We start from the raw sequence: 14,313 nt of genomic DNA, 5'->3' as shown, positions 1-14,313 counted from the left end.
CGGTGGAAGTTCATAATGCAGCGCGCTGATTGTGCGCTGTTTTTGTCTCTATCAGGGTTTGTTCATGAAAGTGTTGTGGGCTGTCATGGCTGTATTCATCGTTCTTCTGCAGGCGCGCCTGTGGATCGGCGAGGGCAGTTTTGCGCAAGTCTGGCAGCTGCAGCAGAAGATTGAAGCCCAGAAAGCCGAGAATGGCACGCTGGCGGATCGCAACGAACGACTCTATGCCGAAGTGCGCAACCTGCGCAGCGGCAAGGGCGCGATCGAAGAGCGCGCGCGCATGAATCTCGGCCTGATTCGCGAAGATGAAACCTTCTTTCTGGTGGTCGATCCCTGATCGGTACCCGGGCCCCTTCGGATAGTTCCATGACGCAACGGCAATACTGGCTTGTGGTTCCTGCCGCGGGCATCGGGCAGCGCATGCAGGCCGACCGCCCGAAGCAGTATCTGCGACTCAGACAACGCTATATTCTGGATATCACCCTGTCCCGTCTGCTGGACACCGGCCTGTTCGCCGGTGCCATGGTTCCCCTGCACCCCGAAGACCGGTGGTTCGCCGGCAGCGACAGTGCATCGGACCCTCGTGTTTTTACCTGTACCGGTGGCAACGACCGATCCGACTCGGTTCTGGCCGGACTGAACGCGCTGGCTGATCGACTCTCCGATGACGACTGGGTACTCGTTCACGACGTGGCGCGCCCCTGTGTGGCGACCGAGGATATCCGGCGGCTGATGTCCGCCCTGGGTGACGGGGAGAGTGGCGGGCTGCTGGCTGCACCGGTCTCCGATACCATCAAACGACAGGCGCCTGATGTCGACGCGGTCACCGAAACGGTTGACCGAAGTGCCCTCTGGCGCGCCTTCACGCCGCAGCAGTTTCGCTATGGATTGTTGCGCACTGCGCTGGAACAGGCCCGGGACCGCGGGGTTGCGGTGACGGACGAGGCGTCCGCCCTGGAGACCATGGGGTACGCGCCGAAGCTGGTCCGCGGTCGGACTGATAACATCAAGATTACCCTGCCCGAGGATCTTCCGCTGGCGGGCTGGATACTGGATCAACTGGAACACTGAATGATGCGAATTGGACAGGGCTACGACGTCCATGCCTTCTGCGAGGGCGACCATGTCATGATCGGCGGCGTGCGAATCCCGCACAGTCGGGGCATCCGGGCGCATTCCGACGGCGACGTCCTGCTGCACGCAGTGGCCGACGCGTTGTTGGGCGCGGCCGCACTGGGCGACATTGGGCAGTTCTTTCCGGACACCGATGCCCAGTGGCGCGGTGCCGACAGCCGCGAGCTGCTGCGTGCGGTTTATCAGGCGGTAAAGGATGCCGGATTCCGCGTTGCCAACATCGACAGCACCGTCATTGCCCAGAAACCGAAGATGGCGCCTCATATTGCGCAGATGCGCGAGTGTATTGCGGCCGATCTGGCGTTGCCCGTCAATGCGGTCAGTGTCAAAGCCACGACCACGGAAAAGCTCGGCTTTACCGGTCGGGAAGAAGGGATTGCCTGCCAGGCCATCTGCCTGCTGCTGGATGAGGTCCGATGAGCCGCTGGCGTCTGGACTGGCCGACCACCTCGGGCTCACGGCTGGGTACCGCCGTGATGCGATCGCAGCCGGAAGATTTTCAGGTCGTTGAAGTGATGGACGCGCCCTTTTCCGGGGATGGCGAACACCTGTGCCTGTTCCTCGAGAAACGGGGTGACAATACCGAATTTGTGGCGCGCCAGCTCGCCGGCATGGCCGGTATTCGTTCGTTTGATGTGGGGTTTTGTGGCCTCAAGGATCGGCATGCGGTGACCCGTCAGTGGTTCAGCCTGTATCGACCGGGCAAGCCGGATGACGCGGCGTTGATCGATGCGATCGGTCAGCGCTGGACGGTGCTGGAGCAGGCCCGTCACCAGCGCAAACTGCGGCGGGGCGACCATTCGGGCAATCGGTTCTGCCTGACCCTGCGTGACGTGACGGCAGACCCGGAAGCGCTTGAAGAGCGACTGGCGTCGCTGCGGGACTCCGGCATACCCAACTATTTCGGACCGCAGCGCTTCGGGCGGGACGGTAATAATCTGGCCCAGGCGGTGGCCCAGGGTGACCGCCCGCGCCGCGGGCGCAACTTCAAGGCCGGGATGGCCTTCTCGGCGGCCCGGTCATGGTTGTTTAACGAAGTTCTGGCAGAACGGGTGGAGCGAGACGACTGGCGCGAGATTATGGAGGGCGACCCCTGGTCCGCAGAGCCCTCGGGTCCTCTCTGGGGCGATGGCGGTACCCGCGCTGGCGGTGACCTGGAACGGATCGAGCGGGATGTCGTGGGTCGCCACCCGGAGATGGCCGGCGTTTTCGCCAGCACCCGGATGAAGCCCGAGCGCCGCTCGCTAAGGCTGCCGATCTCCGGACTGGCTTGGTGCTGGCCCGAACCCGGCTGCCTTCAGCTGGATTTCCAGTTGGCGTCCGGTGGTTTCGCAACGGCACTGGTGGCTGAAATTCTCGACGTTGTGGCTGGCGAGGGGAATGGAAACCCGGCATCATAGTGGGTTGATGTTCATAGACTCGTGACGACCTGCAATTTGCCTGCGAAGGGTAAGGGCAGGCGCCAATTGAAACGGAGACGGATGTGCGGATTTTGCTGGCGAATGATGACGGTGTTCATTCTCCGGGGCTGAAAGTCCTTTACGAGGGGCTCCGGGGACTCGGCGATCTCAGTGTGGTGGCGCCCGATCGCGACCACAGCGGGGCGAGTAATTCCCTGACACTGAATCGTCCGTTGACGGTCGAAACCCATCCCCAGGGCTTCCTGTCTGTGGACGGCACCCCGACCGACTGCGTCAACCTGGCCGTGAACGGGCTGTTCGATCATCCGTTCGACCGTGTCATTTCCGGCATCAATACCCACGCCAACCTGGGCGACGACGTGATTTATTCCGGTACGGTCGCCGCCGCTACGGAAGGGCGTTCACTGGGGTTGCCAGCCATTGCCGTTTCCCTGGTCAATGACGGCCATTTCCATTACGAGACGGCCGCGCGCGCCGTGCGTGCGCTGGTGGAAAAAGAAGCCACACTGGCGTTGGGGCCGCGCTGTCTGTTGAATGTCAACGTGCCGGATGTTCCCTGGGAGGAACTGGCCGGATTCCAGGTAACGCGTCTGGGGCACCGGGGGCGGGGCGAGCCGGCGATTCCGATGACCTGCCCGCGGGGCAAGAAGCGTTACTGGATCGGTGCAGCCGGAGCCGGTGACGACGCCGGTCCGGGCACTGACTTTTACGCCGTTCGCCACAATTACGTTTCGATTACGCCGATCCAGGTCGACATGACCCGTCACGAGGCCCTGGATTCCCTCAGCCAGTGGCTGGAGGCGGAGGATTGATGGTGGCTGAACTGCAGGGGATCGGCATGACATCTCGCCGGACCCGAATGAGACTGATCCAGCGCCTGCGCGAGTCGGGCATTCAGGATGAGCGGGTGCTGACAGCACTGGCGGAAATTCCGCGGCATATCTTCCTGGATGAAGCGCTTTCCCACCGGGCCTATGAGGACACGGCGTTACCCATAGGCTATCAGCAGACCCTGTCCCAACCTTATATCGTGGCTCGTATGACGGAAGTGCTGATGGAGCACAATCCGTCACGGGTACTGGAACTGGGAACCGGCTCGGGATACCAGACGGCCGTGCTTGCACAGTTGGTGGATGAGGTCTTCAGTGTTGAGCGCATTAATCCGCTACTCAATAAGGCGAGGGAACGGATGCGAACGCTCCACCTGCGTAACACCAGCCTGCGTCTGGCCGGTGATGTAATGGGGTGGCCGGAGAACGCGCCCTTCGACGGTATTCTCGTCACGGCGGCTCCGGCGTCCATGCCGGAGGACTTGCTGCCCCAGTTGGCCGAAGGCGGGGTGATGGTGGCTCCCATCGGCGAAACGACCCAGGTACTGACCAAGGTTATTCGCCGCGGCGACGATTACGAGATCACTGAGCTGGAACCGGTCCGCTTCGTGCCGCTGTTGAGCGGGGTGGTTCGATGACCCATGAATCGCAAACACCTGTGGAACGCCAACACCCGCTTGCCATCCTGCTGCGGGGCATTGCCATGGGCGCGGCCGATGTGGTGCCCGGCGTCTCCGGCGGCACGATTGCCTTTATCACGGGTATCTACGAGCGCCTGCTGAACGCTATCGGCGCCTTTCCGCGCGCCCTGACCGGAGAGTTGCTCCGGGGCCGTGTCGGCGCCTTCTGGTCAAGGATGGACGGCACCTTCCTGGTGCTTTTGTTTGGTGGCATCATCGCCAGCATCGTTACCCTCTCAGGGGCGATCCGCTTTGCGCTCTCCCATTATCCGGTCTTCCTCTGGAGCTTCTTTTTCGGCCTGATCCTGGCGTCCGCCTGGCACGTGGGTCGTGAAATCGGCCGCTGGGGGATCGGGCAGGTTCTGCTGCTGTTTATCGGCGCAATCGCCGCCTGGTTCGTCACCCAGATGTCACCGGGCGAAACACCGGTGACCTACTGGACGCTGTTCGGGTCCGGTGCCCTGGCCATCTGCGCAATGATCCTGCCCGGCATCTCCGGCAGCTTCATTCTCCTGATGATTGGCATGTACGGACCGATCCTGACGGCTGTTAACGAATGGCAACTGGACCGTCTCGGACTGTTTGTGACAGGTTGTGTTGTCGGGCTGTTGTCGATCGCACAGCTTCTGTCGTGGGCATTCCGACGCTATCGGGACGGGATGCTCGCCTTGCTGACCGGGTTTATGCTGGGGGCGCTCAGCAAAGTCTGGCCCTGGAAGGAAGCCATCAGTTGGCGTATCAACAGCCATGGCGAACGCGTACCGCTGGAAGAGATCAACCTGTTACCCGGAACCTATGCCAGCGTGACGGGTGAATCGTCCGCGCTGATGGCTGCGATCGGGCTGGCTATACTCGGTGTGGTGGTTGTGCTCGGTCTGGAATGGTTTGGTCGCATGCGTCAGGCACGCGCAGCCGCATCGTGAACCGAGACAGGTCACGGAATATCAGTGCTCACTGTCACAGCAAATATGTGAACTTGTTACTTTTCGTGTTACCGATCGGAACACCTATTTAGATTAAGTAACTTTAATTTGTTTAAAAAATATGCAATGAATTAGTGACTTATATTGCATTCTTCAGGGACTGCACTATTTTTCATACAAATTTGAAATAAAAAAGAAGCTGTTATTTCCGTGAGCTTAGATGGTCGTACAGGGTTTCGGGACCAGAAACCGGCGGTTTCTCTCCTGGCGAAGTGCTGCCGCCGTCTGTCCTTCCGGGGCCTGGGCGCCGGTTTGCTTGTCCTGTTTTTGCTCTCGGGCTGCAATACCGCCGACATCTATCAGGACGACCGATACAACCCGCCAGTTTACTGGGGCCAGCACGTCGTCCGGTCCGGCGAGACCCTCTACAGCATTGCCTGGCGATATGGGCGTGACTATCGCGAGCTGGGCAACGCCAATGGCATCAATCCGCCTTACACCATCAAACCAGGGCAGGTCATCCGCCTGGATCTGAGAGGCCACGTGCCTTCAGGGCAGTCCGTGGCGTCCTCGTCGTCATCGGCTTCCACTTCCACATCCCGAAAGGCCAGTCGGCCAGCACCCCGCCAGACGCCCACGTCTGCTCCCAAACCCCGGGTTCAGAGGGCACCGCAAGCGGATAAATCCCTGCAGGAGCAGACTCAGGTGGTCTCCGACATCCAGTGGCGTTGGCCCAATGTTGGCCCCGTAATTGCAGGATACTCAACGTCGGGAAAAGTCAATAAGGGTGTTGATATTTCCGGCAAACCGGGTGATCCGGTCAGGGCAGCCGCCAGAGGTAGCGTGGTCTATGCGGGCAGCGGGTTGTTGGGTTACGGTAACCTGATCATCATCAATCATAACGAGCACTATCTGAGCGCATACGCTCACAACCGGAAGATATTGGTGCAGGAGGGAGAAAACGTCAGGGCGGGCCAGCTCATTGCCGAAATGGGCAGCAGCGGCGCCAATGCGACGAAGCTGCATTTTGAGATAAGAAAAAACGGCAACCCGGTGGATCCGATGCATTATTTGCCACCGAGGTAGACGGAACCGCCCCGACTGCTGAAAAACACATGTCACATCGCTGAAAAGTAAACGTGTCATAAGCAGTTGAAAAGAACAGCAGGCACTTGTCGAACAACAAGAATTCCGGCAGGTGATAAGAATGGGGTTAAAAGGCGGGGCAAGAACTATGTCAGCAGAGCGTGATGAACTCATTGTTGATCGTGTGGCAGATGTCGAGGATCCGGAAGAAGAGACTCTGACAGTCGACTCCAGCAACCAGGAACAGGATGATGCGCCCTTAACGGACTCATCCGATCTCTCCAAGGCTTCAGGCCGCTACTACACCAGCCAGAAACAGCTGGACGCTACCCAGCTCTATCTCAACGAAATCGGTTTCTCACCACTCCTCACACCGGAAGAAGAGGTCTACTTCGCACGGTTGGCCCGCAAGGGACAGGAAGCCGGACGCAAACGGATGATCGAGAGCAACCTGCGTCTGGTGGTGAAAATTGCACGGCGCTATGTGAACCGGGGCCTGACTCTGCTCGATTTGATCGAGGAGGGGAATCTCGGCCTGATCCGCGCCGTTGAGAAATTCGACCCGGAACGCGGTTTCCGTTTCTCCACCTACGCGACCTGGTGGATTCGCCAGACCATCGAGCGTGCCATCATGAATCAGACGCGCACGATTCGCCTGCCGATTCACGTGGTCAAGGAACTGAACCTGTACTTGCGCGCAGCGCGTGAGCTGACCCAAAAGCTGGATCACGAACCGTCTGCGGAAGAAATCGCGCAGATGGTCGACAAGCCGGTCAACGATGTGAAGCGCATGCTGGGGCTGAACGAGCGGGTCACCTCCGTGGACACCCCGATCGGCAGCAGCGGGGAAAAATCGCTGCTGGATACCGTGGCCGATGAAGGCGCGACCGATCCGGCCGACCTGCTGCAGGATACCAACATGCAGGGCTGCATCGAGCGCTGGCTGGACCAGCTCAGCGACAAGCAGCAGGAAGTGCTTTCCCGTCGATTCGGGCTGCGCGGTTACCAGACCAGTACGCTTGAGGAAGTCGGGCAGGAGATCGGACTGACCCGCGAACGGGTTCGCCAGATCCAGGTCGAAGCGTTGCGTCGTCTGCGGGAGATCCTGGAGAAGGAAGGCTTGTCCTGCGCCATGCTGTTTAAATAAACGATTCTTTAGAATGGCACACAAAAGCCGGTGATCCCGAGAGGGGTCACCGGTTTTTTATTGGCTGATCGGCGTCATGCGCCCGGTGCTGATGGCCGCAACATGCGGCTTCGGCAAATGAGAACCAGGCATCGGTGAGTAATTTTCGGCATTGCTAAAATGCAATTGGTCTGGAAGGACTAAAGTTATAAAATAAATAACAATCAAACGTTTAGGGACATGATGATGAAAAAGGTTACCTCAGCACTGCTGCTCACTCTTGCCCTGGCAGGACCGGCGTCTGCGTTGACCCTGGAAGGTGTCGATGTGCCGGAACAGATGAAGGCCGACAGTTCTGACCTGGTGCTCAATGGCGCCGGGGTTCGATCCAAGTGGTTCCTGGATCTGTATGTTGGCAGCCTGTTTGTGCCCCAGAAGCAGTCCAATCCCAAAGCGATCATCGATGCGGATCAGCCCCAGGCGATCCGGCTGGATATCATTTCCGGCATGATCACCAGTGATCGCATGACCGAAGCCACCATGGAAGGCTTTGAGGCCTCCACTCATGGTGATATGGCGCCGGTGAAGCAGGAAATCGACCAGTTCATGGGCGTCTTCAAGGAAGAGATCAAGGAAGGCGATGTCTTTGATCTGGTGTATGTGCCCAGTGAAGGCGTCCAGGTGTTCAAGAACGGCACCAAGAAAGACACCATTCCGGGCCTCGAATTCAAGAAGGCACTGTTCGGCATCTGGCTGTCCGACGAGCCGGCCCAGGAAGACCTGAAGGAAGCGATGCTGGGGAAAGCGGAGTAAGCTCGGCACCGATCCGGTTTGTGAGAAAAAGGGAGCCCTGGGTGGCTCCCTTTTCTTTATAGACTCGTCGGAGGATGGGTTCAGAAGAATCGGTCATGCCAGTCGGCAGCCTTGCAGGCTGCTCCGAAGCTGAAGCATCGGCTACATTTGAGGCCCACTCGAGGGCGTAGGTTGGGCTGACGCAGGAAGCCCAACAATAAGCGGGCACCGGACGTTCCCGTTATCGCGGAAAGGCTCGGAGCCTGGGTTCTCAAAAAACGGCCTGGCGACCATTGTATTGGATGAGATGGGCCGCAAACCTGGCTTGTTGGGCTTCCTGCGTCACCCCAATCTACGGTACGACATGTGAGGCCAACTGGAGTATGTAGCAGATGCGTCAGCTTCTGAGGCGCCGTCCGGCGCCCCGAATACGACTCAGTCCAGATAATCCCGCTTCTCTTTAAACTCGCAAAGATCCTCAATGATGCAACTCCCGCACTTCGGCTTGCGCGCCGTGCAGGTATACCGCCCGTGCAGGATCAGCCAGTGGTGTGCATCCTGCCGATAAGGCTTGGGAACCAGTCGCACCAGCCGTTTCTCCACTTCCAGCACGTTTTTCCCGGGGGCAATGCCGGTCCGGTTGGATACCCGGAAAATATGGGTGTCGACAGCCATGGTGGGCTGTCCGAAAGCTGTGTTGAGAACCACGTTCGCCGTCTTGCGACCGACGCCGGGCAAGGCCTCGAGCGCTTCCCGGGTTTCCGGGACCACGCTGTTATGTTGCTCCACCAGTGCCCGACAGGTCTTGATGACGTTTTCTGCCTTGCTGTTAAACAGCCCAATCGTCTTGATGTATTCCTTGAGACCGTCCACGCCCAGCGCCAGGATGGCTTCGGGGGTATTGGCGACCGGGAACAGTTTGGCGGTTGCCTTGTTGACGCCGACATCCGTGGCCTGGGCCGACAGGATCACCGCAATCAGGAGCTCAAATGGGTTGCTGTAGACCAACTCCGTGGTCGGGTTGGGATTGGCGGCCTTGAGCCGCTCAAAGATCTGTGTCCGTTTTTCCTTGTTCATCAAAACCTCAGGAGACGTGACCGGTGACGCGAACCCGTTTGCTGCCGGCGGTGACTGGCTGGGTTTCACGGGCGGCCTGACGTTTGCGAATCTGGCCATCAATGCTGTTCTTCAGCGCGATCAGGAAGCCGAGTCCGACAAACGCGCCGGGTGGCAGGATCATGAACAGCACATTCGCGTAGTCGTCAAAAACCTGGATTTTCCAGCTGCTGGCACTCGCGCCAAAGATCAGGTCCATGTTGGAAAACAGCGTGCCCTGACCGATCAGCTCGCGGATCCCTCCCAGGACAATCAGCACGGCGAGGAAGCCGGTCCCCATCATGACACCGTCCAATACCGACAGCAGCACGGGATTGCGGGAGGCAAAGGCATCCGCTCGGCCCAGTATGGCGCAGTTGGTGACGATCAGCGGAATGAAGATGCCCAGAATCTCATAGAGTTGGTAGGTATAGGCCTGCATCAACAGCTCGGCGCAGGTCACGAATGACGCGATGATCATGACGAAGGCTGGCAGGCGGACCGAATCCGAGACGAAGTTACGAATCAGCGAGACCGACAGGTTCGAGCCGACCAGCACCAGCAGCGTGGCCAGGCCCAGGCCAATCCCATTCACGACGGTGCCGGTGACGGCCAGCAGCGGACAAAGCCCAAGCACCTGCACCAGCGCCGGGTTATTGGTCCACAGGCCATCCTTGATGATTTCTCGGGGCGTCTTGGTGGCCATATCAGCCTTGGTCTCCGTGGGTTGCGCTCATGCCCGCAGTCGGGGCGAGCAGGGTGTCACGATGGGCCTGGAAATAAAGCAGGGCGTTGTGAACGGCGTCGACGACAGCGCGTGGGGTAATCGTCGCGCCGGTAAACTGATCGAACTGGCCGCCGTCCTTGGCCACGGCCCATTCACTTCTGGACGTGTTTTCCAGTGACCTGCCGTTGAAACTGTAGACCCAGCTGGTCTTCTTGGTCTCGACCTTGTCGCCCAGACCGGGCGTTTCATGATGCTGCGTCACACGCACGCCAAGAATGCGGCCATCGGCACCAATCCCCACCAGCAGGTGGATGTCACCGGAATAACCATTGTGAGTCACCGCAGGCAGGATAACACCTGTCACTTTGCCGTTCTTGCGGGCGATATGCGCCGACAGCGTCTCGCTCAGGCCCAGTTGCTCGTCGGGACCGACCGGCTGTGTGGCCGCCAGCAGGTCGTTGGTGTGCTGGTCTTCCGGAATAATCTGCAGCAGTGCGCCGGCTTCGGCCTCGCGGATCTGGTCTTGTATACGGTCAGACGTGAAGGCGTGCGTCACCGCGATGGTGCCTGCTGTAATCACCGCGAACAGGGCCAGTCCGATGGCGTTGCGAGTGATGGATTGTCCTAGTGCTGCCATGACAGGTCCTGTTGCGATTAGTCGGCTTTGACGCGACGGGCTTTCTGGTGGCCGTAGGTGCGTGGTTGCGTATAGTAGTCGATGAACGGTACGGCAAAATTCATCAGCAACACCGCAAACGCGACCGCGTCCGGATAGCTGCCCCAGCTTCGGATGATGTAGAGCAGGATGCCGATGCCGGCGCCATAGACCAGCTTACCCTTACGGCTGGTGGCGGCGGTCACCGGATCCGTCGCGATGAAGAAAGCGCCCAGCATGGTCGCGCCTGACAGCAGGTGAATCGTGAGCGGCGCGTACTGGTCCGGATCCCAGCCAAACGCCAGGCTCATGACCGATAGCGCGGCCAGCATGCTGACCGGAATGTGCCAGGTGATCAGTCGCAGCGCGATCAGGAGCAGACCACCGGCCAGGAAGCCGAAGTTGACCCACTCCCAGCCCTTGGAGACGAAGTTCCCGAACGCCGGGTTCTGCAGGACCTGGTCGGACAGCTGCGTCTTGATGTCGTGCTTGTAGACGTCCAGCGGCGTGGCCATGGTGTAGCCGTCTACGGGCTCAGCGCCGGTGAAATTCAGGGCGATGGTGTGGAGCAGTCCCGGTGTGTCGGCACTCAGGCCGGTGGGGCTGGCCCAGTTCGTGGTCATGGCAACCGGAAACGACACCAGCACCAGGGCGTAGCCCACCATGGCCGGATTGAACGGGTTGGAACCCAGACCGCCATACAGTTGCTTGGCCAGCAGGATGGCCACGACCACAGCGACGAGGCACACCCACCAGGGCGCAAAAGGCGGCAGCGACAGGCCGAGCAGAAGCCCGGTGACGGCGGCCGTGTTGTCTTTCAGGAAGAAGGCCACCGGCCGCTTTCGCAGCATCAGGATCACGCCTTCGGTCAGCAGGGCGACGGCGACACAGAACACCGTATTCACCAGGTTGCCCCAGCCAAAACACAGGGTCTGGGCCAGCAGGCCCGGCAGTGTCGCCAGGATCACCCAGAGCATGACCCGGGACGTTCGCTGCGGACCGTGGGCGTGGGGGGAAGAAAGTCTCAGAAAAGCCATGGTGGTGTCTCGGTCTCCGTCAGGACTCGGTGTCCGCTGTGTTGCGGGCTTCGGCCAGCGCCTGCTCGGCTCGGGCGACCCGGTCCTGATTCTTGGCCACGGCGCGTTCCAGCTTGTCCACATTGTCGCCGTTGGCGTCGCGGGCTTCCTGCAGCATGCCCTGCATGGTGTCCAGTTTGGCGCGTGCCTTGTCCAGGGCCGCTTCCAGGTCCGGGATATCGGTCTTCGGAGCGGAAGGAGCAGGACGAGCGGCATTCAGGGCATCCTGAGCGGCCTGCACGCGTTGCTCGTTTTTGGCTACGGCGCGTTCCAGCTTCTCGACGTTGTCGCCGCCTTCGGCGCGGGCCTCAGCCAGCAGGTTGCGCATGGTGTCCAGCTTGGCCGTGGCTTTGTCCAGGTTGGCTTGCAGCGTTTCCAGGTCTGGCGTTGGCGATTCCGGCGCCTCTGTCGCGGGTGCCGGCGCCTTGGCGTCATCCAGAGCGGCTTGTGCGGCTGCCACGCGCTCTTCGTTCTTGGCGACTGCCCGTTCCAGTTTTTCGGTGTCGCCACCCTGGTCGCGCGCGTCCTTGAGAAGCCCCTGCATATTTCGGAGTTTGGCCTGAGCCTTGGTCAGGTTGGCTTCCAGGGTCGCGATATCGGGTGCCTCTGGCGTCGCAGCGGCCTCGGTCCTGGCGGCCATTCCCTTGCGGGCCAGGGCGGCTTCCACGGCGGCGCTGGCGGTCTTCTTCGGCTTTTCGGCGGCTTGTTCACGTTTTTCCGCCTGGGCTTTGGCGGCGGCCTCGGCCCGCGCCTTGCGCTTGGCTTCCTTCTCGGCCTGCTCCCGCTCCAGTCGCGCCTGACGGGCTTCGAAGCGCTCCCGGGCCCGGTCGGACTTGATCTGATCATCCCGCTGCTGGCGGAGTTCGCCCTTGGCATAGCGGTAGAACTGCACCAGCGGGATGGTGCTGGGGCAGACGTAGGAACAGGCGCCGCATTCGATGCAGTCGAACAGGTTGTGCTGTTCGGCCTTTTCGAATTCCTGCGACTGGGCAAACCAGAACAGCTGCTGTGGGAGTAGCTCCATGGGGCAGGCTTCAGCGCACATGCCGCAACGGATACAGGGTTGCGCCGGCGGCGGTGCCGGGAACTCCTCGGGAGAACCGGCGATGATGCAGTTGGTGGTCTTGATGACTGGAACGTCCGGATCATCGAGTGTGAAACCCATCATCGGGCCGCCCATGATCAGGCGCTGGGTGTTCGCCTCGCTGAAGCCGCTCTGTTCCAGCAGGAACCGGATGGGCGTGCCGATCAGGGCTTCCACGTTGCCTTTGCTCGCCAGCCCTTCGCCGGTGAGTGTCGTGATGCGGGAGATGAGCGGTTCGCCAAAGCGCACGGCCCGATAGACGGCCGCGGCCGTGCCTACGTTCTGGCACATCACGCCGACATCTGCGGGAATGCCGCCATGGGGGACTTCCAGCCCGGTGAGCAGTTGAATCAGCTGTTTCTCGCCGCCTGATGGGTACTTGGTTGGAACGACGGCGATATCGATGCGCGTGCCGGTTACGGCCTGCTTCAGCGCTTCGATGGCTTCCGGCTTGTTGTCCTCAATGCCGATGACACACTCTTCGGGCTCCAAAATAAACGCCATGATTTCCAGCCCGAGCACAATGTCGGTCGCACGGGTGCGCATCAGCATGTCGTCGGCGGTGATGTAGGGCTCACATTCCGCGCCGTTGAGGATCAGCGTGCGGACCTTGTCGTCCCGGGGTGGATGCAGCTTGATCTCGGTGGGGAAGCCTGCGCCGCCCATCCCGGCAATGCCCGCGCGACGAATCCTCTCCAACAGGACGGGGGCGGCTTCGCTGTGATAGTCCTCCAGCGGTTCGAGGTCGGCCCATTGCTCTTCGCCGTCCGGTTGCAGGACGACGCACCAGTCGGTCATGCCGGACGGATGGGGCACCGGGTGTGGGACGATACCCTCAATCGTGCCGGAAGTCGGCGCATGCACGGCCACGCTGACCCGCCCCTCGGGTTCGGCCAGCATCTGACCTTTCAGGACCCGGTCACCGGGATTGACCAGCGTCTGGGACGGCGCACCAATGTGCTGCTGCAACGGAATATAGAGCGCATTCGGCAGTGGCAGTGTCCGAATCGGAGCCGTCGTGGACTGATGCTTGTTCTCGGGCGGGTGGATGCCGCCGGGGAAATCCCAGATCTTGCGCATCAGGACGTCACCTCGGCCCGGTCGCTGGCAATGACACGATCCTTCGCCCGGCTCAGGTCGGGGCGATCCCAACTCCAGGTTCGGATCGTCGTGGCTACGGGGACCATGTCAATGCAATCCACCGGACAGGGCTCGACGCACAGGTCGCAACCGGTGCACTCGCTCTCGATGACCGTATGCATGTGCTTGGCGGCGCCGAGGATCGCGTCCACCGGACACGCCTGGATGCACTTGGTGCAGCCGATGCACTCGTCTTCCCGAATGATGGCAACGCGCTTGCCCTGGTCCACGCCGTGCTCGGCATCCAGCGGTTCCGGCTCCACATCCAGTAAGTCGGCCAGCGCGTGGATGGTGGCTTCGCCGCCCGGCGGGCACTTGTTGATGGCGTCGCCGTCGGCAATGGATTCGGCGTAGGGTCGGCAGCCCGGGAAGCCACACTGGCCGCACTGGGTCTGGGGCAGCAAGGCGTCGATCTGGTCGACGATGGGATTACCCTCGACCTTGAAACGCTCGGCGGCAAAGCCCAGCAGGCCGCCAAAGATCAGGGACAGGACGACGAGCGCACCGATGGCGATGAGAATGCTGGTCCACATGGTGAAGACTC

The 14,313-nt window shown here is 60.7% G+C and carries 16 protein-coding genes; 10 read left to right on the top strand and 6 right to left on the bottom strand.

The features are described from left to right. Positions 1–64: 64 nt before the first annotated feature. The 10 genes from ftsB (at position 65) to JL474_RS05795 (ending at position 8,013) form a co-directional block, all read left to right on the top strand. Complete coding sequence (ftsB, locus tag JL474_RS05840) at positions 65–337, top strand: cell division protein FtsB (protein ID WP_123635515.1); 273 nt, start codon at positions 65–67, stop codon at positions 335–337. 29 nt (positions 338–366) lie between these two features. Next, complete coding sequence (ispD, locus tag JL474_RS05835) at positions 367–1,071, top strand: 2-C-methyl-D-erythritol 4-phosphate cytidylyltransferase (RefSeq protein ID WP_203141236.1); 705 nt, start codon at positions 367–369, stop codon at positions 1,069–1,071. Between the two features lie 3 nt (positions 1,072–1,074). Further along, positions 1,075–1,554 carry a 2-C-methyl-D-erythritol 2,4-cyclodiphosphate synthase gene (gene ispF / locus JL474_RS05830; protein WP_203141326.1) on the top strand — a complete coding sequence of 160 codons (480 nt, stop codon included), beginning with the start codon at positions 1,075–1,077 and terminating at the stop codon, positions 1,552–1,554. Continuing rightward, complete coding sequence (truD, locus tag JL474_RS05825) at positions 1,551–2,534, top strand: tRNA pseudouridine(13) synthase TruD (RefSeq protein WP_203141235.1); 984 nt, start codon at positions 1,551–1,553, stop codon at positions 2,532–2,534. The genes ispF and truD overlap by 4 nt, the downstream gene beginning before the upstream one ends. A gap of 83 nt (positions 2,535–2,617) precedes the next feature. Next, positions 2,618–3,367, top strand: coding sequence for a 5'/3'-nucleotidase SurE (gene surE / locus JL474_RS05820; RefSeq protein ID WP_203141234.1), 750 nt, complete (start codon positions 2,618–2,620; stop codon positions 3,365–3,367). Then, on the top strand, positions 3,367–4,023 hold the full coding sequence (locus JL474_RS05815; protein ID WP_203141233.1) for a protein-L-isoaspartate(D-aspartate) O-methyltransferase: 657 nt from the start codon (positions 3,367–3,369) through the stop codon (positions 4,021–4,023). Before surE ends, JL474_RS05815 begins: the two co-directional genes overlap by 1 nt. After that, on the top strand, positions 4,020–4,988 hold the full coding sequence (locus tag JL474_RS05810; protein ID WP_236011994.1) for a DUF368 domain-containing protein: 969 nt from the start codon (positions 4,020–4,022) through the stop codon (positions 4,986–4,988). Before JL474_RS05815 ends, JL474_RS05810 begins: the two co-directional genes overlap by 4 nt. 312 nt (positions 4,989–5,300) lie before the next feature. Beyond that, positions 5,301–6,074, top strand: a complete 774-nt coding sequence (locus JL474_RS05805; RefSeq protein ID WP_236011993.1) for a peptidoglycan DD-metalloendopeptidase family protein — start codon at positions 5,301–5,303, stop codon at positions 6,072–6,074. 148 nt (positions 6,075–6,222) lie between these two features. Then, on the top strand, positions 6,223–7,221 hold the full coding sequence (gene rpoS / locus JL474_RS05800; protein ID WP_123635520.1) for an RNA polymerase sigma factor RpoS: 999 nt from the start codon (positions 6,223–6,225) through the stop codon (positions 7,219–7,221). A gap of 225 nt (positions 7,222–7,446) precedes the next feature. After that, positions 7,447–8,013: a chalcone isomerase family protein gene (locus JL474_RS05795; RefSeq protein WP_236011992.1), complete on the top strand. Its 567-nt coding sequence runs from the start codon at positions 7,447–7,449 to the stop codon at positions 8,011–8,013. A 414-nt stretch (positions 8,014–8,427) separates the two neighbouring features. Here the strand turns inward: JL474_RS05795 and nth are convergent, their stop codons facing one another. Genes nth through rsxB form a run of 6 tightly spaced genes read right to left on the bottom strand, consistent with a single transcriptional unit; the run spans position 8,428 to position 14,302 of the window. Then, entirely contained in the window at positions 8,428–9,069 is a 642-nt protein-coding gene (gene nth, locus JL474_RS05790; protein ID WP_123635521.1) for an endonuclease III, read from the bottom strand. Positions 9,070–9,076: 7 nt separating this feature from the next. After that, complete coding sequence (locus tag JL474_RS05785) at positions 9,077–9,793, bottom strand: electron transport complex subunit E (RefSeq protein WP_123635522.1); 717 nt, start codon at positions 9,791–9,793, stop codon at positions 9,077–9,079. A 1-nt stretch (position 9,794) separates the two neighbouring features. After that, positions 9,795–10,451, bottom strand: coding sequence for an electron transport complex subunit RsxG (gene rsxG, locus JL474_RS05780; protein ID WP_203141232.1), 657 nt, complete (start codon positions 10,449–10,451; stop codon positions 9,795–9,797). A gap of 17 nt (positions 10,452–10,468) precedes the next feature. After that, positions 10,469–11,506, bottom strand: coding sequence for an electron transport complex subunit RsxD (gene rsxD / locus JL474_RS05775; protein ID WP_123635524.1), 1,038 nt, complete (start codon positions 11,504–11,506; stop codon positions 10,469–10,471). 19 nt (positions 11,507–11,525) lie between these two features. Next, on the bottom strand, positions 11,526–13,709 hold the full coding sequence (gene rsxC, locus JL474_RS05770; RefSeq protein ID WP_203141231.1) for an electron transport complex subunit RsxC: 2,184 nt from the start codon (positions 13,707–13,709) through the stop codon (positions 11,526–11,528). Then, entirely contained in the window at positions 13,709–14,302 is a 594-nt protein-coding gene (rsxB, locus tag JL474_RS05765; protein WP_203141230.1) for an electron transport complex subunit RsxB, read from the bottom strand. The genes rsxC and rsxB overlap by 1 nt, the downstream gene beginning before the upstream one ends. Between the last annotated feature and the right edge of the window lie 11 nt (positions 14,303–14,313).

Source organism: Marinobacter mangrovi (assembly GCF_016798325.1).
GTDB classification, from domain to species: domain Bacteria; phylum Pseudomonadota; class Gammaproteobacteria; order Pseudomonadales; family Oleiphilaceae; genus Marinobacter_A; species Marinobacter_A mangrovi.
Note: the sequence above shows the minus strand (reverse complement) of the source record. Positions and strands in the feature narration are given on the sequence as shown.

Coding starts and splice junctions, on each gene's coding strand:
- JL474_RS05815 (WP_203141233.1), top strand. CDS start 3,367: ATGGTGGCTGAACTGCAGGGGATCGGCATGACATCTCGCCGGACCCGA.
- rpoS (WP_123635520.1), top strand. CDS start 6,223: ATGTCAGCAGAGCGTGATGAACTCATTGTTGATCGTGTGGCAGATGTC.
- rsxG (WP_203141232.1), bottom strand. CDS start 10,451: ATGGCAGCACTAGGACAATCCATCACTCGCAACGCCATCGGACTGGCC.
- rsxD (WP_123635524.1), bottom strand. CDS start 11,506: ATGGCTTTTCTGAGACTTTCTTCCCCCCACGCCCACGGTCCGCAGCGA.
- ispD (WP_203141236.1), top strand. CDS start 367: ATGACGCAACGGCAATACTGGCTTGTGGTTCCTGCCGCGGGCATCGGG.
- truD (WP_203141235.1), top strand. CDS start 1,551: ATGAGCCGCTGGCGTCTGGACTGGCCGACCACCTCGGGCTCACGGCTG.
- JL474_RS05795 (WP_236011992.1), top strand. CDS start 7,447: ATGAAAAAGGTTACCTCAGCACTGCTGCTCACTCTTGCCCTGGCAGGA.
- rsxC (WP_203141231.1), bottom strand. CDS start 13,709: ATGCGCAAGATCTGGGATTTCCCCGGCGGCATCCACCCGCCCGAGAAC.
- JL474_RS05810 (WP_236011994.1), top strand. CDS start 4,020: ATGACCCATGAATCGCAAACACCTGTGGAACGCCAACACCCGCTTGCC.
- rsxB (WP_203141230.1), bottom strand. CDS start 14,302: ATGTGGACCAGCATTCTCATCGCCATCGGTGCGCTCGTCGTCCTGTCC.
- ftsB (WP_123635515.1), top strand. CDS start 65: ATGAAAGTGTTGTGGGCTGTCATGGCTGTATTCATCGTTCTTCTGCAG.
- nth (WP_123635521.1), bottom strand. CDS start 9,069: ATGAACAAGGAAAAACGGACACAGATCTTTGAGCGGCTCAAGGCCGCC.
- JL474_RS05785 (WP_123635522.1), bottom strand. CDS start 9,793: ATGGCCACCAAGACGCCCCGAGAAATCATCAAGGATGGCCTGTGGACC.
- ispF (WP_203141326.1), top strand. CDS start 1,075: ATGCGAATTGGACAGGGCTACGACGTCCATGCCTTCTGCGAGGGCGAC.